The organism is Sphingomonas sp. Ant20 (assembly GCF_000783375.1).
GTDB lineage: Bacteria > Pseudomonadota > Alphaproteobacteria > Sphingomonadales > Sphingomonadaceae > Sphingomonas > Sphingomonas aerolata.
On sequence record NZ_JRVI01000299.1, the window covers coordinates 111,137 to 136,203 of the forward strand.

Genomic DNA, 25,067 nt, shown 5'->3' on the forward strand with positions numbered 1-25,067 from the left:
GGCTCGAACGCGTACGGCCCCATGTCACATCGCAGGTCATGACCCATGCACGGCGCAATAGCCGAGGCGTGAAGGAACCGATCTCGCAAAAGACCGGCGCGCATTGCTGCGGCCGGCCGGGTTGATCGGTCCCTTTGCGATCAGAAGCGGCTTCGCAGCGTCACGCCATAGGTGCGCGGCTCGGCCAGAAACGACGAATAGAGTGCGTTGGCGGTGGCGCCAAAGCGCTGCGTGTTGGCGACCGACCCGGCACCCTGGAACGGCGTGTTGAATGCGACCTGGATGTAATCCTTGTTCGTCAGATTCTGTGCCCAGAATTCCAATGCCCATTTCTGATCGCGTCCACGGATACCGATACGCGCGTTGACCAGCACATAGCCGTCCTGGATCTTCTCAGGCGCCAGATCCGAACCGGTATTGTAGTCAGACGTCATGCGGCTATCGACGTAGAACAACGCCGACATGCCGTTCGACCCGATCTCGGGGGTCCATGCGAGCGAGGTCGTCACGACGTTCTTGGGCGCGTTCGACAATTGGCTTCCCGGCAGCAGGAACAGCGCCGGATCGAGCGGCTCCCCTTGCGCATTGCCGACCAGATTCCGGCGGAAATGCGTGTCCGAATAGGTGTACCCCGCGGTGAAGGTGACATTGCGAACCGGATTGAGAGTCGCTTCTGCCTCGACACCCTGTGAGATCAAGCCGGGCTTGTCGGCACTGCCTGCGCAACTGCCGTTGCCCGCGAGGCTGTCAGTGTCTGCCCCGTTGAGGTTGTTCTTGCAGCTTTGCAGGTTCTGCACGACGTACACCGAGCCGTTGAACGTGTTGAGCTGGAAGTCCTTGAACTCCTGCCTGAAGGCGGCGAGGTTCAGGCTGAAGGCACGGCTGATGTTGTACTTGGCACCGATTTCATAGGCGTCCACCTTTTCGGCGTCGAAACGCAACCCTGGCGCGTCGGCGTTCGTACGCGGCGTAAATACGCCCGGCAGGCCACCAAGATCCGATCTGTCGAGGTTGTAGCCACCCGCCTTATAGCCCTTGGCATAGGACGCGTAGGTGAGCAGCCGCGGCGTCGGCTTCCACGACACCACCGCGGTGCCGGTGAATTCACCGTCCGAGAAGCTGTCGTTGAGGTTGAGCGCGTTGATTGTCGACGAGCTATTGCCGGTGCAGGTCAGCGTCACGATGCCGCCGATGAAGGTACGTGCGGTGGCAGGCACTGCGGCATTCGACAGTAAGGGCGAAAGATTGGCCTGCTGTACCGGGCAGACTGTATTATTGTTGTTCAGATTGGCCCGAAAATCCTTCGCCTCGTGTGTGTAACGTAGGCCAAGCGTCAGCGACAGAGTGTCGGTGATGTTGAAGATATTATGAGTGAAGAATGCATAATTCTCGCTGGTCTGGCGATAGCGCGATCCCTGGTCGCCGACGTCGTTGACGCCTCCGACGCGAACGCCATTGACGATCGTACCGGACAGGCGATCCAGCCCGCCGAGTACTGACGGGGCAATTCCACCGAAAGCGCCCGTGACCGTCGCGCGGCCTGCCGCGCTGAGGCAACCCGGCGCGTTCTGATCCTGAAGAGCTACCGCGGGGTTGAGCGTCGCTACCAGACGACAGGCAGCAAAGGTACCATATTGCGTACCGAACTTGGTGCTGTCGACCACATTGAGTTTTTCGTGCGAATAGAAACCGCCGACGAGCCAGTCGAGCTTGCCATTAAACGCAGAGCCCTGGAGACGAACCTCCTGCGTGAACGTCTTGAACTGTCGATAGGAATCATTGTCGCGGTAGCTGAAGTCAACATTTCCGTAGTCGGTATCGCCGGCGTTGTCCGATTTGTTTTCACGATAGGCCGTGATCGACGTGATGTTGATGCCGCCGAGATCCCAGTCGATCTGCCCGGACCCGCCGTAATCCTCGGTCACGTTGCGGAAGGTACGGCCCGGCGAGATTGCGACACTGCGATCGAACGGATTGGCACGCGTATCGGTTGTTGGGCGGACCGCGCCGAGCCGGTTGAGAACACCAAGTATGCGGTTTGAGTCCGAATAGGCGACAGCGCCATCGGTGTTTATACTGCTGCCGTTCGACTGCACAGCATTTACTGTCGGGTCGAAGGTTTCGAACTTGCTGTAGTAGGTCGCGCCGCAGCAGCTTTCGTCACGGTGGCTGTAGTCGCCGATAAGGCGCAGTCTGAAATCATCGCTCGGCTTGAATAGTAGCTGACCGCGCACAAAGTAGCGGTCGCGGTTATTGACCCGCGCCTCATTGTCGCTCTGCGTGATATTGCGATAGAAACCATCGCGCTTGTTATAGATGCCGTCAACCCGGAAGGCGATCGTATCGGTCAGCGGGCCGGTGATGCCGAGCTGCGCACGCTTGTTGTCGTAGTTGCCGTATGTAAGCTCGGCGATACCGCCAAAGGTGAACTCCGGTGCCTTGGTGACGATGTTGATGAGGCCCGCCGATGCGTTGCGGCCGAACAGCGTACCCTGCGGTCCGCGCAGCACCTCGACCCGCTCGATCTCCCCGAGTTCGTTGAGGCCGACGCCGGTGCGGCTCCGATAGACACCGTCGATGAAGGTAGCGACGGAGCTTTCGAGGCCGGGATTGTCGCCCACTGTACCGATACCACGAATACGCGCCGAGGCGTTCGACTCATTACCGGTCGAGGACACCAGCAGCGACGGTGCGAGCTGGTTCAGCGCGCGGATGTCGTTGGCGCCGGTATTCTGCAATGCCTCCTGCGTGATCGCGCTTACCGCAATCGGGACGTCGCTGAGCGGGCTGGCGCGGCGCGTGGCGGTGACGATGATGTCACCCGCGCTACCGCCCGCTTGCTCGCTGACGGCAGCATCGCCACGTCCCGCGGTTTCCGCCTGCACCGCGCCGCTCGCGGTCCCCCGCGACGGTACCTGCCGCTCGGCGTTGGTCGTGGGGGTCACCTCTTGCGCCACGGCGGGCGTGGCAATCGCGATCGTCGCTGCCGACAGCAGGTATGCGGTAAGACGCATGGTCGTCACTCTCCCTGAACGATTTCGTTTTCGAATATCGGGTTTCTTTTCAAGCTAGGATTATTCACGCGGATGTGTCGAGCATTTTGTCAGGAAAACCATGTTTTCGAAGCCTGTGTCGCCAAAGCGCAACATCTGGCCGTGACCGATCCGGTATGCGGAGCCGGTCAACATGAACCTCCCGAGACGGTCCGCCAAGCTGAACGAGTGGATGACTGGCTGCCGATCTGTCACTTCGAAGCCAGCCGACAAAATGCGCTGGCGCGCTGGCTTTCAGATCAGGCGGAACTTCGGGAATATCGACAGCGTTAAGCGACGTTGAACTGCTTGAGGAAGCTCCATGTTTCGATCGCTAATACTTGCCGGTGCATCGGCTCTGATTTTGATTGCGCCTGCCGTCGCTCAGGACATGATGGCTTCTACCGGCTCTCTGACGCCGACAGAGGTGGGGGTGTCGCCCCTCTCTGCAACATCAGCGACCGACTATGTCAAATTGGCGGCTGACTCGGACAATTACGAAATTCAGTCCAGCCGTCTGGCTCTGACGAAAAGCAAGCGCGACGACATCAAGTCTTTTGCCAAGCAGATGATCACCGATCATACCGGCACGACGAAGGCACTGATGGCAGCGCTGAAGAATGACGACCGCACGATTGCACGGCCCTCGACAAAGCTGTCCGCGGCCAACGCGGCCAAAATCGCGTTGCTGAAAAAAGCGCCCAAGGCGACGTTCGATGATCTTTATCTGCAACAGCAGGCACAGGCGCATCAGGCGGCTTGGGCTCTGCACAAGGGTTATGCCACTGACGGGACTGATGCTGCCTTGAAGCAGGTGGCTTCAACCGCAGTTCCTGTGATCGAACGGCATTTGCAACACGCCAAGCAGATGCTGCCGGCAGGTCTGGCGCCCATTTACTGAAAGGACCTAGCCGCCTCGTTGCCGGGACGTTCTATGACCGCGTTGGCCGACGCCCCGGGCCTCGCCCGGCTGCATCTCTTCGTCGTCTGCCGCCGTGGTCAGGAAGCCCGGCAGCAAGAGAGGACCTGACTGCCACTTATGCCTTCCGGCAGGTGACGAGCGACCCGCTCATCCCCGAACGTCAAACATGGGCTGGTAGCCGTCTTGCCGATCGGGATTATGGACGCAGAAAGGGATGAACTGCCGTAACCACTACCCCTGCGCCACTGCTCCGCAGCCGAGCAGCACAGTCAGTCGGACATATCTGGCGGCCTTTGTCCTGAAATTTAGGGGCAGGTTATACAGGCACCGACCACTACTGCCAACGGGATCAGGGCTAGAACGACAGGGACGATCTGTTTCATGGCTTAATGACTCTTGTACGATACGGCATAAAAACACCAAACGCGCAAAAGTTGCGGGTCGGCCGTTGCACATGGAAAACGGGACGCCCGGGCTACCCCGTCACCAGAAAACCAGCAATTTTCTAGCCACCGGCAAACGACCTCACTGTGAAGGGTTTACCGCCAGAAAACCCGATCCTGAAAATCAGCGCACGCATGGCGTCGGGCGACAGTCTCTTTTTGGTGGTTTCAGGCATTGCGCGCAAACGGATTAGTATTCTGCGTCCCCCACACCGATCCTGGTATATGTCTCGACGATTCCTCTTTGGTTAGCGCCATATCAAAGGACGTAAACTCGTCCTCGCCACGCAAGGCGAGCTGTAACGTGTTCTGGTTTTCCGACATGCCTACCGTTCCTCTGCGGCGATTTTGACCGTGCATCTCACCGGCTCGTCCGCCCTTGCCGCGGCTTTCCTACAATCGTCGATCGTCTTGCGATTTTCCTGCACAATCACCGCGCCCGCGACCATCGTGTTCCAGGTGCCGGGCTGGCTGACGGCCGCCAGTCGCCGGCTCGCGGTCCAAGTGTCCAGGCGCAAGCTGCGTGTCGCCATCTTCTCCGGCCAGAGCCAGCTCTCCGGCACGGCGCGCGCTACGACGCCCGCGCCGACCGCCCACAACATCATGCCGGTCGCGACGCCGCCGATCGCTGACCATGCCAGCCATCTGTTCTGCTCGCTGGCGTGCCGCGCCAATGCAACAAGTCCCTGGAGCTGGCGCGTTGCGTCCTCCAGCCCCTTACGCCCGATGGCGAGCGCCGCCTGATCCTCGCGCCGGGCGGCGTTGCCTGCTGCGGCGATGCGCTGCGCCATCTGCTCGGGCGTCATCGCCAGCGCCGGACTCCGCACGATCACGTCGTTGATGACCGCGATCCGCTCGGCCGTGGCGTCCACGCCCTGCTGCATCCGCCCCAACGTCTCGGTATAGTCCGGCACGTCGATATGCGCCCGCTCGGCCGCCAGGCCCTCCACGGCACGGCGTAGCAACGCCAGCTCGCGGTCCTGGCCTTCGATCACGGCGCGCAACCGATCGAACGCCTCCGCTGGATCGCCGCCTTCCTGAATATCAGCCTGTGCTGAGCCTGTCGAAGTATCCATCGTCACCTACCGGCTCATGCCACGGTCGCGGTCACGCCCGATGCTGACCGACTGCGCCAGTTCCTGCCCGATCGACCGGCTCCGCTCCATACTCAACGCCAACTCGGGGGCGCGTCGCTGCAACACGGATTCGAGCTGCGGATCGCGATGCAGTCCGCCCGCCATGTTCTCCATGCGCTTGCCGATCTTCCCCGCGCCCTCACGATCGCCGGCGCGCTCCATGCTGGCACGCGCCTCCTTCATGCCCTGCCACTGCTCCACGAACCGGCCTGCGCGCTTCTCCGGATCGATGCGGACCTGGCGCTCGGTTTCCATCGCCTTCGCCGCGCCGCTGGTGTTGCCCCCTGCGGCCTGCTCGATCAGCTTCGGATCGCGCGCCATCGCCGATGCGAGGTCGCGTGCGGCATGGGGCCGGACTTGGTCAAGCGCGTCGCCGGCCTTCGCCAGCGCTTGTTCTTGGTGCGCCAACACCGGCAACCCCTTCTCGAGCATCCGGCCTATGTCGGCACCGGCACGCGCATAACGCTCGATCGCCTTGGCCTGCGAAGGTGGAAGTGGGCGGTCGGCCGCGCTGCGCTCCGGCGACATCGCCCGCTCCGCTGCCGGTTTCGGCCGGAAGCCGTCGAACATGCCCCGCGCCTTGTCGCGGACCTTCGCCACCACCTGGCGCGCGAGTTCCGGGAACCGGATCTCGCGCCGATCGGCGAACGCGCGGGCCTGGTCCTGCTCGGGCCGGGCGTAATCGCCGGCCATGTCCTTGCCCCGGTCGCGCGACAGGGCGCGGACAAGCTGGCGCTGATCGGCGAAGTCGTCGCGGCCATAGTGGAGCTGCACGTTGTCGCGGTGCCGCGACATGCCAACATAGGCGCTGTGCCGGTCCATGCCGGGGGTGGCGAGGATGTGGGCGCGATCAACCGTCACGCCCTGCGATTTGTGGAACGTCGCCGCATAGCCATGGTCCACATGGGCATAGTCCCTGGTGTCGAACGCAACCCCGCGCCCGTCATCGAGGCGCACCGCCATGCCCTCGGGCGATACCCGCTCGATCGTCGCCAGCGTGCCGTTCTTGACCCCCATGCCGCGCTCGTTGCGCAGGAACATGATGCGGTCGCCGGTCGCGAACTGGCGCTCGCCCCGCTCAGCCTTTACGGTCACGTCATCGCCAAGGTCGCCGCTTGCGCGCAACCGGTCGCGCGCCTCGCCATTGAGGCTCTGCACCTCGGCGTTGGTGTGAGTAAGGATGATCCGGGTGCTTCCGGGCTCGGCCTGACGCGCGCGATCCCAACCGTCGACCAGCTCGGCCCGCGCCTGCTCGCGCGTGTCTGTCGCGTGAACCATGCCGCGACCATCGTAGGCATGGATCGCCTCGCCGGTGCGCCCCGTCGCCAGCGCGCGCGTGGCATCGCGCTGCCAGTCCTCGCGCTGCCGCCTGATCTCGGTGATCTCGGCCGCACCGTGCCGCTCGGTGATGCTGCGGAACGCCGCCCCCGCCTCGATCGCCTGCAACTGCTCTGGGTCGCCGACCATCACGACCTTGGCCCCGGCGTCGCGTGCCTGGGACAGCACCCGTTCCATCTGGCGCGAGCCGATCATGCCGGCCTCGTCCACGACCAGTACGTCCCTGGGGCCTAGCTGCTCGCGGCCCTGCCCCCATGCGTGCTCAAGGCTGGCGATGGTGCGGGACCGAATGCCGGAACCGCCCTCGAGGTTCTGGGCCGCGATGCCAGACAGCGCTGCCCCGCGCACCGTGTAGCCGGCATCATCCCAAGCCTCGCGCGCGACGCCCAGCATCGTCGACTTGCCCGTACCGGCATAGCCGATCACCGCCGCCAGACCGTTCGGCTGAGAAATATGCTCAAGCGCGGCAACTTGTTCGTCGCCGAGCGTTATACCTTCACTCCCGGCAGCGCGGTTGCCCTCCCCGACCCCCCCTGTTTGAAGCTGCCGGGAGCACATGATCCGAACGCCTCGATAAATCGTCACCGGCGCGCTCAAGCCGCGCCTCGGTCGCGATCATGTCACGCGACGTGAACCGCTCCTGGTCGCGACCGTCCTTCCCCAATGCTACCAGCTCGGGTGATGCGCGCACCGCACCCATCACCTGGTCGAACTGCTCCTTGCCGTCGCTGTGCCGGAACGCGAACGTCGCAAGGTCCCGGATGGTGAACGTCGCTTGGCTGCGCGTGATCGCGTCCAGCGCGACATTGGGATCGGCGATGATCTTCGCGCCGTTCTCGCGGGCGATGCGCGTGTGATCCTCGATCCGCTCCGCCTCAAGTCCCTGCTCGGGTCGCCGCGATGCTGCCGGGCCGATCTTGTGCTGCGGCTCCAGCGCAATGCCCTGCGCCTCATAGGAGCGATGATCGATCCGGCCCTCAAGCGCCAGGTCGGCCATGCGCTCGTTGACGTGCGCGCTCCACGCCTCGCGCCAGTCCTTCAACAGCTCGGTGCTGTTCCAGTCGCGGTTCTTCTTCCCGAACCCCTCCGGCCCGACTTCGCGCATCGTCATCATCACATGCGCATGCGGCTTGGGCGTGCCGTCCTTCGCCTTGTCCCAATGCACGTTGAGGTCCGCGACCATACCGCGTGTCACAAACTGCTTCTTCACGAAATCGCGGGCGAGCTGGATGCCCTGCTTCTCGTTCATCTCGCGCGGAATCGAGAACTCTACCTCGCGGGCAAGCTGCGCGTCCTTGCGCCTCTCCCCGGCCTCCACCTCGTTCCACAAGGTCGAGCGGTCGTTTAAACGCTCCGGTGCGCCCTCCGGCAACATCACTTCGGAGTGGATCACGCCTGCCTTGTTGCTGAAGTCGTGATCGCGGTTCAGCCGATCGTCGTGCAGCTCGGACGCGGAACGATAGGCGGCGCTCGCGACGGCGCTCGATCCATTCGCGCGGCTCACAACCTTGGCGGAGAAATGGTAGATCGCCATGACGCTCCGTACACTGCCCTACTTAGCGCACGTCGGCAACGACGTATAAGCGCGCACTCACGATCTGCTCCGCAGCTCCCGACTGACTTGGTGCTGCTTTCTGCTCGTTCTGGCCTTACCCGCACGATAGTAGAGCTAAGATACTGCTGATCGATACGCGGAAGGGTAAATTCGATGCGGAAGGTTCGCGATTACGATGCCGAACTGAAAGCGCTGGGCGACAAGGCCCGCGTACTCAAGGCGAAGCGGGTCGAACAGCTCGGCCAGCTCGTCGCTGCAACTGGCGCTGATGCGCTCGACGCGGAAACCCTCGCCGGCGTCTTACTCGACGCGATCGGATCGAAGGATGCCAGCGCAAAGGAGGCATGGCGCGCAAAGGGCGCTTCGTTCTTTCAGCGGCGCGGGCGCAAAGGTGGCAGTGCTACTGCAATCGACGGATCGGGCACTGCGACTGAACCAGGCGGCGACGCTGCGGGCGGAAGCGGCGGAACGGCGAACGGATAGCAGGGGCTGGGTCGTGCAGCGTCGTGAACGAACACGCCACCTGATTGAGCTGGGCGGACTGGTCCAGAAAGCCGGCCTAGTCGAACTGACCGACGACGATCGCGCCACCCTTTACGGCGCGCTGCTCGATCTCGCCGGGCGTGGTCGCGGCGACGATTCTAGCGACATCCTGGCGCTATGGAAAAGGCGCGGAAAACGCGCGTTCGACGCGGAAGCGGAAGGGAGCGAAGCGCAATGAGCGATTTCGATATCGAGACGATCCGCCGCGAGGTCCGCGCAATGAATTTCGTGCGCGGCACGCCGGCGGAAATCGCGATGTGGCATGAGGACATGGCGGACTCGCGCGCCAACCTGGTCATCGAGGACATGATGGGTTCGGTTCCGGCTGAGGGCGAAATGACACCCTAAGCGCTGGCGTCCTTGGGCCAGAGATATTCGCCGGTGAGCAGGATGTGCGCCCACCCGAGCGGCGATACGTGGGCCAGCAGATGGTCAGGCGTATCCAGCCCTTCGCGGCGCCTGGCCTCGACGGCATGGCCGAGGTGCAGGGTATTCCAGTAGACGATTATAGCGGTGAGGAGGTTGAGGCCGGCGATCCGGTAGTGCTGACCCTCGGTGGTGCGGTCGCGGATCTCGCCCTGTCGGCCAATGCGTAGGGCGTTCTTCAGCGCGTGATGCGCCTCGCCCTTGTTCAGGCCCACTTGAGGGCAGAGCGCTGGTTTGACGCTAAACAACGGTAAGGGCTTAGACGTCAGCGGATAAAGTACCCGTTGACGCGCCAACCGACCTGTTCGCGAGCGAGCACAATGGTTTCGATCGCATCGGGCTTGTTGGCAAAGCGCGTCTGGAACTGAAGTACCTGATAGTCACCTGCTGGCGCGCCGGGCAGCGTTTTCGACTGCACCGCGCTCTGCAAGGTGCGTGATGAAGCCGACCCGAGTGGCTGTCGGACAGACTGGATCGTTGTGGCCCATTGCGCCGAAGTAAGTTGCGCCTTGAACATCGTTCCCGCCGATCGCCAGCTCGCATCCCACTGTTTGTCATCGAGCAGCACGGCCCATTTGCGCGCAGCAGATGAGGCTTCTGTCTCGCCAGGGCGGGGGGCGGCTGCTGAAATAGTTTGGGCGGAGACCTGTGCGTCGTTGTGCGCACCGATCGTCGAGAGCGCTACAGCTGCAATGATAAGAGACATGATGAGCATTCCTCCGGTGAGCCACGCCAAGCGCTGCCCCGATGATCGCGGCGACGCTGGTTCTCGGGTTCTGTCCACCGAATAATCGGCTTCGGCGTCCCCAATTTCCTTGGCCCCTATGAAATTGGGAGCATCCCCATCCATTTCGGCTAGGCGCCTGGCGGCTTCACGGCTGCTCGAAACGCCCAGTTTGCGCCGCGCATCCCGTAGCCGGTCGTTGACCGTGTGCACTGACAGACCAAGCGTGTTGGCGATGGACTTGGCGTCGTGACCGACCAGAAGCAGGCGCAGCGCTTCCTTCTCCCGCTCGCTCAGAACCATTTGATCTTTCGTTGTCATGGTCAGCCAATCTATGCCGGCCGTGCGACGCCGAGGCGCTTCATTTCGCGATAGACGGTCGATCGACCGATGCCGAGCTGCCGCGCGGCTTCGGCCGGCGATACGCTCGCCGCGATCAGCTTGAGCGCCGCGCTTACCTTGTCGCTGTCGAGCGGCTGGCGCCCGGGCAGCTTGCCCTTGGCGCGCGCCGCAGCGATCCCGTCGCGGGTGCGTTCAGAGATCAGTCTGCGCTCGAAATGTGCGATGGCACCGAAAACATGGAAGACCAGCTCGCCGGCTGCGGAGGAAGTGTCGATCTTCTCCTCCAGGCTGAGCAGCGCGATGCCGCGCTCGCGCAGCATATTCACCGTCGTCAGCAATTCGCTCAGTGAGCGACCAAGGCGGTCGAGCCGCACGATCGCCAGTGTGTCGCCGTTTCGCGCGAAACCGAGCAGTTCGGCCAGCCCCGGTCGATCCATGCTCTTGCCCGACATGACGTCGGTGAACACACGGATCGCGCCAGCCTGTTCAAGGCGCATGCGTTGGCCGGCGACATCCTGATCGCCGGTACTGACACGCGCGTAGCCCAAGATGCCCGGCAACCCTTGTCTCCCAAACGGCCGTTCTGTGGACGATGGTGCCGACCGATCGCCGTTGCCCCAAAACTCGTCCACAAACTACGTCTCTTTAACCCGGTCCGTCTACGTGCGCCAAGCACGTTTTAGGGACGGTCAATGTCAGCACGCGAGCATATTCTTCTCAGTGACGCCGAACGGGCAACGCTGTTCCGCATTCCGACCGATCCGGATGAACTGGCGCGGCGCTTCACCCTCGAAAAGCCTGACCTCGACCTGATCGGGCAGCGTCGCCACGATCGCAATCGATTGGGCATGGCATTGCAGTTCACGTTGATCCGCTATCCCGGGATGACGCTCGCGCAGATGATCCAGATCGAGGGCGGCGTGCCAAACGCGCTCGCCGTCTTCGTTGCCCGTCAATTCTCGCTCGATCCTTGCCTTCTCGCCGATTACGCGACCCGCTCGCAGACCATGACCGATCATGCCCTGCTGATCGCTGCGTCCCTCGACGTTCGTCCGCCCGTGCGCGGCGACATCGCGCTGATGATCGCGAGCGCAGAACGGGCCGCTGCGGCGACGGATGCCGCTCTCCCCATCGCAACCGCCGTCGTCGAGGCATTGCGTGCGGCCAATATCCTGTTGCCGATGCCATCGACGATCGAGCGGGCGGGGATCGCAGGCCGCGCCCGCGCGCGAAAGCACGCCGCGCGCCTGATGGTCGCCGACCTGTCGCCGGTGCAGATCGGTCGCATCGATGCGCTGTTCGACGAACAGGACGGGGAACGACTGGGATGGCTGAAGACGATCCCGATCGCAACGAAGACCGACAGCGTGCGTGATATCGTCGAGCGCCTGCGCGTCGTCCGCGCAATCGGCATTCCCCATGACGCCGGAAGCGGCGTCCATCCCAACCGACGTCATCAGTTCGTGCAGGAAGGACGGCTGTCGCCCGCCTATCTGATCCGGCGCTACACACTGCCTCGGCGACGCGCGATCCTCGTCGCGCTGTTGGTCGATCTGGAAGCCCGACTGATCGACGCGGCGCTGGACATCGCCGACAAGCTCATCGGCGGAATGTTCCGGCGCGCCACCAATATGCAGCAACGTCGCTATACAGCGTCGTCGCGCGAGGTGGCACGGCTCATGCGCCTGTTCCGCATCACCATCGACACCCTCGCGCAAGCCGACGAGGAGGGCCGCGACCCGATCGCGGCGCTCGAAACCGCGGTCGGGTGGCCTGCGCTCATGAAAGCGCGGGGCCAGGTGGGCGAGATCGCGAATACCGTCGAGCAGGATCCGCTGGTCATCGCCGCAGACAGATATGCGACGCTGCGCAAGTTCGCGCCGCTGCTGATCGAGGTGCTGGACTTCCAGTCGGGGCGCGGCAGTGCCGCCAGCGTAAAAGCGATCGATATGCTGCGCGATCTGAACGCTTCCGCCAAACGTGACGTACCGGCCGACGCGCCGATGCCGTTCCGCAAGGAATGGCGCAGGCTGGTGGTGGGCACGGATGGCCGGATCAACCGCCGCCTCTACGAAACCGCGACAATGGCGCACCTCCGCAACAAGCTGCGATCCGGGGATATCTGGGTGGAGCGTTCCTCGGGCTATCGCCGGTTCGACAGCTATTTTCTCTCGGCCGAGGCGAGCGCGCCGATCGTTGCGGGGTTGGATCTGCCCCTATCCGCCGACGCCTGGCTGGCCGAGCGAACCGCCAGTCTCGATCGACGGTTGCAGCGCTTCGCACACGACCTGTCGAACGGTCGGCTCGATGGCGTCCGACTGATCGATGGCCGGTTGCAGATCACGCCGGTCAGGACCGATACCGACGTCGAGGCCAAGGCCCTGGGCAACCGCATCGACGGACTGATGCCGCGGATCAGGATCACCGAGCTGCTCCACGATGTCGCCAGCGAAACCGGCTTCCTCACCGGCTTCACCAACCTGCGAACCGGACGGCGGAGCGACAACCCCAATGCGCTGCTCGCGGCTATCCTCGCCGATGGCACCAATCTCGGGCTCGCGCGCATGGCCGCGGCCAGCCAGGGCGTGACCCGCGACCAGCTGGTCTGGACGAAGGACGCCTATGTCCGGGAAGACGGCTACCACCGCGCGCTCGCGATCCTGATCGACGCGCATTCCCGGTTGCCGATCGCCTCGACCTGGGGAACGGGCACGACATCGAGTTCGGACGGCCAGTTCTTCCGAGGCGGCAAGCGGATGGCGGTCGGCGATATCAATGCGCGGTATGGCGTCGATCCGGGCTTCAGCTTCTACACCCATGTCTCCGACCAACATGCGCCATACCATGTCACCGTCATATCCGCGGCGACGCACTAGGCGCCCTATGTCCTTGATGGCCTCCTCCATCACGGCTCGTCGCTGAAGATCGGCGAGCATTATACCGATACGGGTGGCGCAACCGACCATGTGTTCGCGCTCTGCGCGATGCTGGGATTCCGGTTCTGCCCGCGCCTACGGGATTTCCCCGACCGGCGTCTGGCAGCGCTCGGCCCCGTGGCCTCCTATCCGGCCATCGGATCGCTGCTCGGCAGGCGCGTGAAGACCGACGCGATCCGCGAACATTGGGGCGAGGTCCTGCGCCTCGTCGCCTCACTGAAGGCGGGGCACGTCGCGCCATCGGCGATGCTGCGCAAACTGGCCGCCTACGAACGCCAGAACCAGGTCGACCTCGCCCTCCAGGAAATCGGCCGGATCGAGCGGACCTTCTTCATGCTCGACTGGCTGGAAAATCCAGATCTTCGCCGGCGCTGCCAGGCAGGCCTCAACAAGAGCGAGCAGCGTCACGTCCTGACGCAGGCGATCTGCACGTTCCGCCAGGGCCGGATCATCGACCGGACCCACGAGACGCTGCAATATCGCGCGTCCGGGCTGAACCTGGTCATCGCCGCGATCGTCTACTGGAACGCCACCTACATCGCCGATGCCGTCCAGCATCTCCGGTCGATCGGCGAGGCACCGGATCCTGCGCTGCTCGCCCACACTTCCCCGGTCGGTTGGGAGCATATTGCGTTCTCCGGCGACTTCCTGTGGGATCGCGCAGCCGAAACCGTCCGCCGCAAACCCCTCAATATGACAGGGGAGGGCTATCCGAGGTGAGCGTTCACAAATGTTCCGCCTTGCCGTTGTTTAGCGTCAAACCAGCGCTCTGCCTTCCACTTGGTTGGGCCGCGTCACCGGCAGCTTGCGCAGCAGATACGGATATATTTTGTGCCCCGGTGCCGGCTTCGAGGTGTTCGGCTGCCTGTAGATCGCCTCTATCGCCATCTTCTTCATCAGCGTGGAGACGTGCAGGCGACCAACTTTGGCGCCTTCGGCGGCAAGCAGGTCGCGTAGCATCCGGCTGCCCGCGAACGAGAAATCCATGTGCAGCGCGTCGATCCGACGCATGATCGCGAGGTCGGCAGCCGGGGTCGGCCTGGGCAGATAATAGACGCTCCCGCGGCTGATCCCCAGTTCCCGCGCTTGCCGTGTCACTGGCAACGCATGCGAACGGTCGATCATCGTCTTGCGCTCGGCAACAGTCCCGCCTTGCCGAGCGCCCCGGACAAAAATCGTTCACCAACGTCAGCTCGCCGATCTTGGCGTGCAACGTCTTCACGTCGATCGCGGGCTCCGCCGGCTCGCTATGCCCCTCCGACCCGAAAACCCCCGCGGCCCCTTCAAGCAACTGGCCGCGCCAGATCGTGATCTGGTTCGGGTGAACGTCGAACTGCTGCGCCAGCTCGGCCAGCGTCTTCTCGCCCTTCACGGCAGCCAGGGCCACCTTCGCCTTGAAGGCGGACTATGGTTCCGGCATGTTCGCTTCGTCATCTCATCTCCTGTTCGGCAGCCATGCTGGCCGCCTTCAGGCAGAAACTCCACTTAGCAGCCTGTCCAGATTTGCCGAGCCACCTCTGGTCAGTCCTTCTTGATCACTGCGGCAGCTTTCTTGGCGATCTTGCTCTTTCGGCTTTGAATCTGACCCGCTGGTGAAGCGTCTCGTTCAGTGGATGCCGGCATCGAGCGGCTGCAGCATGAGGGAATCATGTCAGCCAGCCGCCGGTGAAGCCTGCGCGCTGGAGTCCGCGGCGAATGTGCGGGTTGCGGCGCATCGTTTCCCACACCAGCCCGGTACGGTGGTTCTCGATCATTGCAACGATTGGGCCCTGATCAATGCCCAGATAATCACGATCAACCCAGCCAACGCCCGGCCGCACGCTGCCATGCTTGAGCGGTGCCGACGGAAGCGTCAGCGTCGGATTGAACGAGTCGATGAAGCCGTAGCGGCCGTAGATCGCCTTGCCGTAGCGCGTGTGCATCGCCTCCACTGCGCGGGTGGCGAGTTCGGGCTCAAAGGCGATCGACGCCGCAGCAGCTGTGGGGGCGAGGGTGCCGTCGTCGCGATCGCCGGGGCCGCGCGCCGAGTAACTGAAGAACTCGCGGGCACGGTTATCAACGGTGGCTGTGAAATCGCCAGGACCATCGCAGGCGGTAAGGCCCCAGATGTCAGCGCCATAGCCTGCCCAGCCGTTCGGATTGGCGATCGCATAGCCGCGCTGGGCACGGACCCCGCGGCGGCTGTTCTCAAAATAGTCGATGCCCTTGGCGGCAATATAGCGATCCTGGATGCCGCGAAAGTCGATCCAGCAGTGGCTGTACTGGTGAACGAACAGCGCGCTGAAATGAATATGAGGCTCTCCCCAGCGATCGGTCCATTGCGCGTCGAACCGCTGCGTCCAAGCGTCCCACGTTTCGGTGGGTAGCGGGTGGGTGGGTGAGCCTAAAGCGAGCAGGTAGAGCAGCATGCCCTCGTTGTAGGTGTCCCAATCGTGCTCGATGAAGCCATTCTCGGGGTGCCAACCCATTGCCAGGAACGGCGCGCGGGGCGTGATCCACGTCCAATCAATCGCGGTATAGAGTTGGTCGGCGAGTGCGCGGATCTGTGCTTCGTCGGGATGATCAGCATCGAACCAACTCTGCGCGAAGAGCACGCCCGCTATCAGCAAGGCGGTGTCGATCGTCGACAGCTCGGCGCGGGCGAAACGGTGGCCTTTGGTGGTGCCCAAGAAATGATAGAAGAAACCCTGGAAGCCGCTGTTATCACTGGGGCTATCACCCTGCGGCGCAGTGGCGAAAAATCGCAACGTTGCTAGGGTGCGCGCACGCGCCTCATCTCGCGTGATCCAGCCGTTGACCGCACCGATTGGGTAGGAGGTGAGCGCAAAACCCACCGCGGCGATCGATGCGAATGATGGCGTCGGCCAGCGATCGGGAGTGAGTCCAGTGAAAGGATCGGTCTGCTCCCAAAAGTAGCGGAAGGTGCGTTGTTGCAGGTCGAGTAGCAGCGCATTTTCCGCAGCGACGGCGCTCGCCGGGGCGGCTGGCTCGATCAGGCGCGACAGCGCTCGCCCCCCCCCCCCCCCCGGGTGGGCTCCGCGCAGCCGGCGGTGAGCCCGGCCAGCGCTAGCGCGCCGTGCCCCAAAAATTGTCTGCGACGGATCATTCAAATTCCCAATAAGGAGATGGTCGAAGGGCCGCCGGCTGGCGGCCCTTCCGACCGTCCAAGCGTCAGAAGCTAAAGCCTGCCGACAACTTCACAGTACGGGGCGGGTTGCCGCCGATGCTGTAGCTCGACCGCTGGCCGAAGTTGGCGTCGATTGGATTGCTGTTGAAGTCGGTGTAGTTGCGATCGTTCATTACGTTGATGATGTCGACGCGGACGCGCACGCGGGTGTCATCGGTGATGAAGCCGAGCGGGACATATTTGGTGAAGGCGAAATCTAGCTGACGCCGCCCCCACAGATCGCCGTTCCCCTCGGTGAGCGTTCCGACCAGCGTCCGCGCGAAAGGCGTCGAGGTATCGACGAAGCCCTTGACGAAGATCGGCGATTCGATCTGGAACTTGGTCGAGAAGGTGACGCCGATCGGCGTGTCGACGCTTCCTGCGATCACGAAGCGGTGCCGCGGTACACCCGAGGAGCGCAGTGTCGGATAATCTTTGATCGACGCAAAATCGAGCGAATAGACTTCGCCGAACTGGCGGTTTTCCTCGGCTTCGGTGTAGGTGTAGGTCGCGTCGATGCTCCACGGCGACGACTGGGTGTAGGTCTTGGTGAGTTTAAGATAGGCGGCGTCGGAGCTGGTCTTAAGGCCATTGGTGCCAAGGATGATCGAACCGTAGCCGTTGGGCGTGAAGCTGAAGGGCGAGTTCGGGGTATCGGCGGTGCTGTTGGGATCATCGAAAAAGAACGAGCCGTCCGGCCGGCGATTGCCGAGCAGGAAGACGAAGCCGTTCTTGCTTTCGATGTGAGTATAGCCGGTTTCCAGCTGGAGCAGGTTGAAGCGGCCGCGAATCCCGAGGCTGAATTGGTCAGAGTAGGGCACCTTGAGATCGTTGTTGAGGAAGCGGAACTCGCGGCCCCCGCCCGTCGTGGTGGCCAGCAGTTGCTGACGCCCGGCATCGGTCAGATAGATGGGGTTCCAGCCGATGCAGGTTGCGCTCGGGGTGCAGGGATCCTGCGTGGTGTTGCCGATGAAGTTGAATGTGCGGGTCGGGAACGCACCTTGACTGACCTCCTGCTGGAGGAAGTCGAACTGGTTGCGATCATAGGAGCGACCATAGCCGCCGAACACCGCGAAACGGCCGGCGTCGTCGATCCGATACGTGAAGCCGAGGCGCGGCTGCCAGGCGCCCTTGAACGCCTTACGGGTATGGCCGTTGGAAATGTAATCGTTAATGTCGTAGTCGGTGTTGACCAGGTTCCGATAATTGGCTGGCGACACGGCCGTGACGTTCTCCTGGGTCGTGACATAGTCGAGATAGGCGGGCGTACGTTCGTAATCCCAGCGGACGCCAAGGTTCAGCGTAAGGTGGCTGGTGACGTCCCAGTCGTCCTGCGCGTAGATGCCGAATTGGAAGTTGTTCGAGGTGATGTTGGGATCGGCGTCACCGAGCGCCGCCGCGAACTGGAGACGGTAGGGCAGGGTGTCGTTGAAGCCGGTCTGGCTGAACGCGTTGACGTCATAGGTATAGAGCGGGTTAATGTTGTTCTGCTCGAGCGAGCGCAATTTCACCCATTTGGCCTTGGCGCCCACCTTGATGGTATGGCCGGTAAAGCCGGTCCAGGTGAAATCGTCCTGAGCGGTCCAGCCCTTCTGACCCTTGTCCTGCTGACTGCTGCCTGCGCCGTACTGGAGCAAATTGAACCGCGAGGTGCCGGTACCGGTGATCTGGGTCGCCTGGAGAAGATAGGCGTTGCCGTCGATTTGCGGCGTCGGTGCCCAATGGACGTTTTCATAGGAGAGGCGCGCGTCGTTGATCCACTTGTCCTCGCTATGCTGCCAGCGGAGCGTAGCGCGCTTCTCATCCACCTTGCTGAGCGTTGCAGTGCTCGAGGCGTTGATGCCGGTGCCGATCTGGGTGCCCGATTCCTTGCGGTACTTGCCGGAGAGCTCGATCAGATCCTTGTCGGTTGGTTCGATATCAATCTTGCCGAAGTACAGATCCTCGTTGAACCGCTGAGAGAAGGTGCCGAAGTAATCCTGGTACTGCGCCGGCAGCGAACTCGCAGGATATCCGTTGTCGGGCCGCACGTCATACGGGCTGTCAATGCGCTTGCCTTCGTAGCTTAGGAAGAAATGCGCGCGATCCTTGATGATCGGGCCGCCTAAAGCGCCGCCGAACTGCTTGTTGCTCGTCTTCACCTTGGGAATCGTTGTCGGGTAAATCTCGGTGGGGCGGCGGTCGCGCAGAGTCTCGTTGGTAAAATCAAAGAAGCCCTCACCGTGAAACTTGTTGGTGCCCGACTTGGTCAACGCCGTGATAGCGACCGAGCTAACTTGGTCGAACTCGGCCTTGTAGTTCGACGAAAGCACCTGATACTCGCCGATCGCAAGCTGCGGGAACGGGTTGCCCGCCGAGCTGTCCTGCCCGGTAATACCGTTCTTGAGCACGTAATCCTTCTGGCTGACGCCGTCGATGAAGACATTGACTGTGCGACTGTCCTGTCCGCCGCCCTGGATGCGCGACGATCCATCCGCATTTTCGATGAAGCGCACGCCCGGCGCGAGATCGGCGAAGGCGAGGAAGTTGCGGTTGTTCTGCGGCAGCTGCTCGATCAGCCGCGAGGTGATGTTGATCCCGACCTGACCGCCATCGAGCGAGCGGATGCGGTTGCCGGTGACGATGATGTCGCCGCTGCTGCCGGCCGCTGTCTCGGTTTCGGTGGACGGAGTGCCGGCTCCTTCGGTGCCGGTGGCAGCGCCCGTTGCCGGTTGTTCGCCCGGTGCCGGCTGCGCGGCGGCGGGCGCCGCCGCCGTGGCGCGCAGATCGAGGTCGAGCCCGGCGTTTGGCCGACGCGCAGGGTGAACGTATCGGAGTTCCGGGTGCCGCTGCGCTGCTTGATCTCCAGCCGATAGGTACCGGCGCGCAGCGAGGCGAAATTGTAGCTGCCGTTTGCGTCGGCTTGGACGCTGCGTCGAATGCCGGTAGCGACTTCCACGGCCGTCACTTCGACCACCGGATTGTCGGCGGGCGCTGTCAGTGTGCCGCGAAGCGAGGCTTGACCTACCTGAGCCATCGCCGGCGCGGGCAACAGCATCGCTCCGCTCGACAGCGCGGTCATGGCCGCCAGCGCAGTACGCAATATCGTCTTGTTCATGGTCGTTCCCCTTGTTTCCCGTTGTTCCGGGCGATGTTATCGGTTGAGTCGTGAGCGGCGGGCGCCGCCCGGGCCGTGGATTCGCGCGGCACCACGATCGGCACGCGCTGCTCGATGAGGCCGCTGTCGGTACCGGCGATCACCGCCGCCAGCCGTGCGACCGCATCGGCGCCGAACTGCGCAATATCGATGCTTGCGGTAGTCAGCGAAGGCGAGATCAGGCGGGCTAGCGGAATGTCGTCGAACCCCGCCACCGCGACTTCGCCGGGCACACTGATGCCGCCACGCTTCAGCGCCATCATCGCGCCGATTGCCATCATGTCGTTGGCGGCGAGGATCGCATCCGCCGCCCAGCCGTCGGCGAGCAGCGTCGCCACCGCCGCGGCGCCAGAGTCCTCGTTGAAGTCGCCCGGCAACACGCGCAGCGCGATTCGGGCCCGGGTGCAGGCCTCGATCACGCCCCGATGACGCTCCTGGGCGTCGCAATTCCCGTCCGGGCCGGTGATATGCACCAGCCGCCGTCGGCCTTGTGCCACCAAGTGATCGACCAGCGCCGCCGCACCTGCCGCATTGTCGACGCGCAGCTCGGCGCGGCCGGCCTCATGCGGCGCGCAGTTGACCAGTACGGCAGGCATGCCCACCGGCATGCGCTCCAGCAGCTTTTCCGATGACACCTGGGGGGCCATCACCAACAACCCGTCGACGCGGCCGCGCATGGTGTTGAGCGCTGCAATGCCGCGCTCCGCTTCACCGTGCATCACCATCAGCATCAGGTGAAGGCTGTGCGCCGATGATTCCCGATCCATGCCGCGCAGCAGTTCAGAAAAGAATTCACCATGGAGATCGGGGAGCACCACCCCGATCGCGCCCGATCGTGCCAGGCTGAGGTTGCGGGCGCCGGCGTGGGGAACGTAGCCGAGCCGGACGGCGACGCCTTCGATCCGCTCGCGCATCTGGGGGCGGACGTTGCTGTGCCCGTTGAGCGCGCGCGACACCGTCGCAACCGAAACGGCCGCCTCGCGCGCAACATCACGGATTGTGGCGTGAGCCATCAGTTAGCACCGTCTCCCTGGCGGTGCGCGACAGCAGCCGGCACCTTGCTCTTGAAGTAACCGGTTACATGATCCAAAAACCGGTTACAAGATTGTTGTCGGGCGACGTGAAGGGATCACTTCCGCGGCTACGACGAGCACCAATGGAGAAGAATAACGATGGCCGAGCCGAGCGTTTCCAGACGCGCAGTGATGATGGGAGCCGGCGCTATGGCGGCATGGGCAGCGAGCCCGGCGCGGGCGCTGCTGGCGCAGGCTACGGAACAGTCGCGCGCGCTGCCAGCGGCAGTGGAGGCGCTGCTCGGGCAGATGAGCGTGGAGGAGAAGGCGGGGCAGCTGACGTTGATGGCGGCGGCGTGGTCGGGCGGAGCAGCGACCGCGCTCAACCCGGCGGGCGCGAGATCAAGCTTCGACGGTCAGCTTGCCGAGGTGCGCGCTGGCCGGTTGACCGGGGTGTTCAACGGCAACGGCGCGACGATGGCCAAGCGCATGCAGAGCGTGGCGATGCGCGAATCGCGGCTTCGTATTCCGCTGCTGTTTGCGGCTGACGTTATCCACGGATTTCGCACGGTCTTCCCGGTCCCCATGGCCGAGGCGGCAAGCTTCGATCCAGATCTCGCGCGGCGCACTGCCCGGGCCGCTGGGGCCGAGGCGGCGGCAGCGGGGATCGACTGGACCTTTGCGCCAATGGTGGACATTACCCGCGACGCGCGTTGGGGGCGCAGCGTCGAGGGCGCGGGTGAGGACGTGCTACTTGGCAGGCTTATCGCCGCAGCGCGAGTTAAAGGCTTCCAGGGCGAGCATGGCCTGGCGGCACCTGACGCGGTCGCCGCTTGCGCCAAGCATTTTGCGGCCTACGGGGCAGTGGAGGCGGGGCTCGACTACAACACGGTCGACGTGTCCGAGCGGACGCTACGCGAGATCTATTTCCCGCCTTTCCAATCGGCGTTCGACGCAGGCGCGCCGACCGTGATGGCGTCGTTCAACGAAATATCGGGGGTGCCATCCACCGCAAACCCTTGGCTGCTTACCGACGTGCTGCGCCGCGAATGGGGCTTCGGCGGCCTCGTAGTATCGGATTACACAGGCGACGAGGAACTGATCGCGCACGGCTTCGCCGTCGACGCGCGCGAAGCGACCAAGCTCTCCTTCATGGCCGGCGTCGACATGAGCATGCAGAGCGGCTTCTACATCCGCCATCTGCCCGGGCTTGTCGCTGCAGGCGAGGTGCCGGTGGCACGGCTAAACGAAGCGGTGCGCCGGGTGCTGGCTTTGAAGGTGCAACTCGGGCTGTTTGACGATCCCTTTCGCCGGATCGACCCGCGTCGGGAGAAAACGCAGGTCCGCACGGCTAGAACGCTGGCGTTGGCACGCGAGGCGGGAGCCAGGTCGATCGTCATGCTCAAGAACGACGGCGGGCTACTGCCACTACCGCGGTCGGGCAAGCGGATTGCATTGATCGGGCCCTTCGCGAGCGGGCGGCACGATCTGATCGGCACCTGGAATGTCTACGGTACCGACGCAGAAGCGGTCGATCTCGAGACGGGCGTGCGAGCGATGGTAAAAGACGCCTCACTGGTCAGCGTCGTTGAAGGGGCGGGGCTCGACGGGCCGGTTGCGGGCGGGATCGAGGCAGCCGTCGCTGCAGCCCGTGCCGCGGATGTGGTGGTGCTGGCGGTGGGCGAACATGCGCGGATGTCCGGCGAGGCGCAGTCGCGTTCGGCGATCGTGGTGCCGCCGGCGCAGATGGCGCTCGCGGAAGCGGTGGCGGCGACGGGCAAGCCGATGGTGGTGCTGTTGCGCAACGGCCGCGCGCTGGCGCTTGAGGGCGCGGTGCTGGGCGCATCGGCGATCCTGGTGACATGGTTCCTTGGATCTCAGGACGGGCCAGCGATCGCCGACGTGCTGTTTGGGGCGGTGGGTCCGTCCGCGCGGCTCCCGGTCTCTTTTCCGCACGCCACCGGGCAGGAGCCGTACCATTACGACCACAAGAGCACCGGCCGTCCAAATCCACCGGGCGCGCCTCAAGAGTATAAGACCCACTATCGTGAATTTGCCAATAAGGCGCTGTTTCCGTTCGGCCATGGGTTAACTTATGGCGCGATCGACTATGCCGATCTCGACCTCGGCGACGCTCAGCTCACCGCGTCGGGGGCTATGACGGTACGAGCGACGATAGCCAACAGCGGCACGCGGGCGGCCGAGGAGGTGGTGCAGCTCTACGTCCGCGATCTCGCCGCCAGCGTCACCCGGCCAGTGCGCGAGCTCAAGTCGTTTCGGCGGGTGCGCTTGGCACCTGGCGAGCGCCAGACGGTCTCGTTTACCCTGCGGCGACCCGACCTGCTATTCATTGGTCGCGAGCTCAAGCCGACAGTGGAGCCGGGGCGATTTCGGCTGTGGATCGCGCCATCGGCTGAGGCTGAAGGCGTGTCTGGCGAGTTCAGCCTGGGCTGATCTCGTTCTGGAGTTGCGCCAGCGTATCGCGGCGGAGCGGGAGGGTTAAAACCGCAGCCAGCATTAACGCGATCAGCACGGCCGGTCCGGCAAGCATCAGCCAGCGGATCGCGATGAGGGTTGCCGAGGTCTGAACTGCGCCAGCAACAAAGCCGCTCGCCTGATAGACAATGCCGATGGTGAAGCCTGCGGCGGCGAGCGCAATCTTCTGGATCAGCGCGAAGCTGCCGAAGGCCAGCGCCTCGACCCGCTTTCCGCTTTGCGCCTCGCCCCAGTCGACTACGTCCGGAAGCAAGGTCCAGGCGGCGAGGCCGAAGCCCGCGAACGCGGCCTGCATCGCCAACAGGAAGGCGGCGGTAGCGATGCTGGCAGGCGAGTGCACCAGCGCCATACCGGCAGGAAGCAGCAACGCGAATACGCCGGCTGTCAGCCACGCGAACCGTGCGCCGCGGAGGCTGGCAAGCGCGGTCCACACCGGTACTGCGATTACGCTCGTCAGGGCCATGCCGGCGAGTACCCGCGGGCCGCCTAGGTCATCAAGCAGAACATACCGGAAGAAATACAGGACCGACTGGCTGGTCAACGCCACCGCAGCGCCGCCAGCGGCGGCGGCAAGGTTGAGCGCGATGAAAGCACGGTTGCGCGCGAGCAGTAGCAGCGCGGGGCCGATTGCCAGCGTAGTCCCGGAGCATGCAGGGGGTGCTGACTCGGGGACGCGCCACGCGATCACCGCAAGCAGCGGCACGCCAAGTACGGCGAGTGCGGCGGCGGCGCCGGCATAGCCGATGATCGCGACCAACCATGGCAGTGCCAGCGCAACCAGTGCCCCGGCGGCGGCACCGAAGCCCATCCGCAATCCGGCAATCAGCGAGCGATCTTGGCTGGTCGCCGCGAGCCGTGTGGTCCAGGCGGCATAGGGGATATTGGTGAAGGCGTAGAGGGTACGAAACACGATCTGCGCGGTTAGTGCCCACCAGACTGCGCCCGGCGGCATCGCGAACATCGAAACAAAGGCGAGGCCGAGCGGCAGCGCGCCCCAGCCGACCAGCCCGCGATAAGGTGTTCGCATCCGCTCGGCGACGGCGCCCGCGACGAAATCAGCGGCACCGTCCCAAATAGTTCCGATCATGAATACCGTGCCAGCCACCGCCGGGGGGCAGGGTCAGCGCGTCGATGTAGAAGAAGAGGAGGTATAGCCCGATCACCTGCCAATAGAGATTGAACGCGAAATCGCCGGATCCGAAGAGAAGCAGCGTGGATCGGGCAGGCGCGCCGGCCGCGCCGGGCGCTGATCGAAGGAGAGGGATCACCGCCCTGACCAGTGTGAGAGACGGCAGGAGACGAGCATGTTTATTCCTTTAGCGACGGCGGACTCCGCCTGTTAGTGCCCACGAGCATACGCTGACGCAGCGGCGTAACGGACTGTTAGGCGGGTATAGTCGCCATGGGGAGTTCCTCTCGTTGAAGGAACTCCATCGTCTGCCACCGCTGCCGCAGGAGGCTTTGTTGCACAAGGATAATTAAGCACAAATATGGTTTTACTGACGAGATCTATGCAACGCGGATGGTGGTCGGTGTTCCTATTTGTGAAAATCGATTGAGAACTGCGGCACGGAGTTTGAGCTCGGTAATCTGACGATCAAAGGTGCGCGATGCGACGCGCTCGCCGAGCAGCTTGAAGCAGTGCATCTTCGTCTCGACCAGGCTGCGGCGATGGTAGCCGCTCCACTTCTTCCAGATTGTTCGACCGAGCCTTTTCATCGCGCGTAGCGTTTCGTTGCGAGCATCGGCGCCGGCCGCCGGCTTCTTCCATGGCTGGCCGCCCCGGCGTCACGGGAATGACCGCGTCTGCGCCCCGGGCTGCGCATCGCGGCCCGACACCTTTCTGGTGTTCGTGAGGC

15 protein-coding genes and 5 pseudogenes are annotated in these 25,067 nt (G+C 63.7%); 7 read left to right on the forward strand and 13 right to left on the reverse strand.

Going from position 1 to position 25,067, the window contains the following annotated elements:
* Window positions 1-140: 140 nt before the first annotated feature.
* Window positions 141-3,014: a TonB-dependent receptor gene (locus tag NI18_RS21780; RefSeq protein ID WP_037533468.1), complete on the reverse strand. Its 2,874-nt coding sequence runs from the start codon at window positions 3,012-3,014 to the stop codon at window positions 141-143.
* Window positions 3,015-3,155: 141 nt separating this feature from the next.
* On the opposite strand from NI18_RS21780, the gene NI18_RS26040 reads away from it, so the two are divergent.
* Both NI18_RS26040 and NI18_RS21790 read left to right on the forward strand, forming a co-directional pair.
* Complete coding sequence (locus NI18_RS26040; protein ID WP_198527101.1) at window positions 3,156-3,326, forward strand: hypothetical protein; 171 nt, start codon at window positions 3,156-3,158, stop codon at window positions 3,324-3,326.
* Between the two features lie 28 nt (window positions 3,327-3,354).
* Window positions 3,355-3,933 (forward strand): DUF4142 domain-containing protein, encoded by a 579-nt coding sequence (locus tag NI18_RS21790; protein ID WP_052149427.1) that lies wholly within the window; start codon window positions 3,355-3,357, stop codon window positions 3,931-3,933.
* Between the two features lie 790 nt (window positions 3,934-4,723).
* Here NI18_RS21790 and NI18_RS21795 read toward each other — a convergent pair.
* Window positions 4,724-5,473: a DUF6118 family protein gene (locus tag NI18_RS21795; RefSeq protein ID WP_037533555.1), complete on the reverse strand. Its 750-nt coding sequence runs from the start codon at window positions 5,471-5,473 to the stop codon at window positions 4,724-4,726.
* A gap of 6 nt (window positions 5,474-5,479) precedes the next feature.
* Window positions 5,480-8,405, reverse strand: a pseudogene (traA, locus tag NI18_RS21800) (Ti-type conjugative transfer relaxase TraA).
* A gap of 174 nt (window positions 8,406-8,579) precedes the next feature.
* On the opposite strand from traA, the gene NI18_RS21805 reads away from it, so the two are divergent.
* From NI18_RS21805 to NI18_RS25390, 3 genes are read left to right on the forward strand one after another with little or no spacing between them, the layout of a single operon-like run.
* On the forward strand, window positions 8,580-8,909 hold the full coding sequence (locus NI18_RS21805; RefSeq protein ID WP_037533471.1) for a conjugal transfer protein TraD: 330 nt from the start codon (window positions 8,580-8,582) through the stop codon (window positions 8,907-8,909).
* A 13-nt stretch (window positions 8,910-8,922) separates the two neighbouring features.
* The gene (locus NI18_RS21810; protein WP_037533475.1) at window positions 8,923-9,147 is read left to right on the forward strand and encodes a conjugal transfer protein TraD; all 225 of its coding nucleotides are present in this window, start codon (window positions 8,923-8,925) and stop codon (window positions 9,145-9,147) included.
* Window positions 9,144-9,317, forward strand: a complete 174-nt coding sequence (locus NI18_RS25390; protein WP_157840601.1) for a hypothetical protein — start codon at window positions 9,144-9,146, stop codon at window positions 9,315-9,317. The genes NI18_RS21810 and NI18_RS25390 overlap by 4 nt, the downstream gene beginning before the upstream one ends.
* Here NI18_RS25390 and NI18_RS21815 read toward each other — a convergent pair.
* The 3 genes and pseudogenes from NI18_RS21815 to NI18_RS21825 form a co-directional block, all read right to left on the reverse strand.
* A pseudogene (locus NI18_RS21815) lies at window positions 9,314-9,613 on the reverse strand (Tn3 family transposase); the annotation flags it as partial. The gene NI18_RS25390 and the pseudogene NI18_RS21815 sit on opposite strands and share 4 nt — an antisense overlap.
* A gap of 47 nt (window positions 9,614-9,660) precedes the next feature.
* Window positions 9,661-10,440 (reverse strand): DUF4019 domain-containing protein, encoded by a 780-nt coding sequence (locus tag NI18_RS23995; protein WP_037533481.1) that lies wholly within the window; start codon window positions 10,438-10,440, stop codon window positions 9,661-9,663.
* An 11-nt stretch (window positions 10,441-10,451) separates the two neighbouring features.
* Window positions 10,452-11,021, reverse strand: coding sequence for a recombinase family protein (locus tag NI18_RS21825; RefSeq protein WP_037533482.1), 570 nt, complete (start codon window positions 11,019-11,021; stop codon window positions 10,452-10,454).
* Between the two features lie 132 nt (window positions 11,022-11,153).
* Between NI18_RS21825 and NI18_RS21830 the strand changes: the two are divergent.
* Window positions 11,154-14,117, forward strand: a pseudogene (locus NI18_RS21830) (Tn3 family transposase).
* A gap of 57 nt (window positions 14,118-14,174) precedes the next feature.
* Here NI18_RS21830 and NI18_RS24000 read toward each other — a convergent pair.
* The 5 genes and pseudogenes from NI18_RS24000 to NI18_RS21855 all read right to left on the reverse strand — a co-directional run.
* Window positions 14,175-14,831 (reverse strand): annotated as a pseudogene (locus tag NI18_RS24000) (IS3 family transposase); the annotation flags it as partial.
* Window positions 14,832-15,043: 212 nt separating this feature from the next.
* Window positions 15,044-16,231: a glucoamylase family protein gene (locus NI18_RS21840; RefSeq protein ID WP_306286609.1), complete on the reverse strand. Its 1,188-nt coding sequence runs from the start codon at window positions 16,229-16,231 to the stop codon at window positions 15,044-15,046.
* Between the two features lie 337 nt (window positions 16,232-16,568).
* Window positions 16,569-19,058 carry a TonB-dependent receptor gene (locus NI18_RS21845; RefSeq protein WP_052149428.1) on the reverse strand — a complete coding sequence of 830 codons (2,490 nt, stop codon included), beginning with the start codon at window positions 19,056-19,058 and terminating at the stop codon, window positions 16,569-16,571.
* A gap of 59 nt (window positions 19,059-19,117) precedes the next feature.
* Window positions 19,118-19,660 carry a carboxypeptidase-like regulatory domain-containing protein gene (locus NI18_RS27665; protein ID WP_037533485.1) on the reverse strand — a complete coding sequence of 181 codons (543 nt, stop codon included), beginning with the start codon at window positions 19,658-19,660 and terminating at the stop codon, window positions 19,118-19,120.
* Window positions 19,657-20,712 (reverse strand): LacI family DNA-binding transcriptional regulator, encoded by a 1,056-nt coding sequence (locus NI18_RS21855; protein ID WP_052149429.1) that lies wholly within the window; start codon window positions 20,710-20,712, stop codon window positions 19,657-19,659. Before NI18_RS21855 ends, NI18_RS27665 begins: the two co-directional genes overlap by 4 nt.
* Window positions 20,713-20,871: 159 nt before the next feature.
* Here NI18_RS21855 and NI18_RS21860 point away from each other — a divergent pair, with 159 nt between their 5' ends.
* Window positions 20,872-23,166: a glycoside hydrolase family 3 N-terminal domain-containing protein gene (locus NI18_RS21860; protein ID WP_037533486.1), complete on the forward strand. Its 2,295-nt coding sequence runs from the start codon at window positions 20,872-20,874 to the stop codon at window positions 23,164-23,166.
* Here the strand turns inward: NI18_RS21860 and NI18_RS21865 are convergent.
* Together NI18_RS21865 and NI18_RS22765 are read right to left on the reverse strand one after the other, a co-directional pair.
* On the reverse strand, window positions 23,153-24,295 hold the full coding sequence (locus tag NI18_RS21865) for an MFS transporter (RefSeq protein WP_306286610.1): 1,143 nt from the start codon (window positions 24,293-24,295) through the stop codon (window positions 23,153-23,155). The genes NI18_RS21860 and NI18_RS21865 overlap by 14 nt on opposite strands.
* A gap of 422 nt (window positions 24,296-24,717) precedes the next feature.
* A pseudogene (locus NI18_RS22765) lies at window positions 24,718-25,067 on the reverse strand (IS5/IS1182 family transposase); the annotation flags it as partial.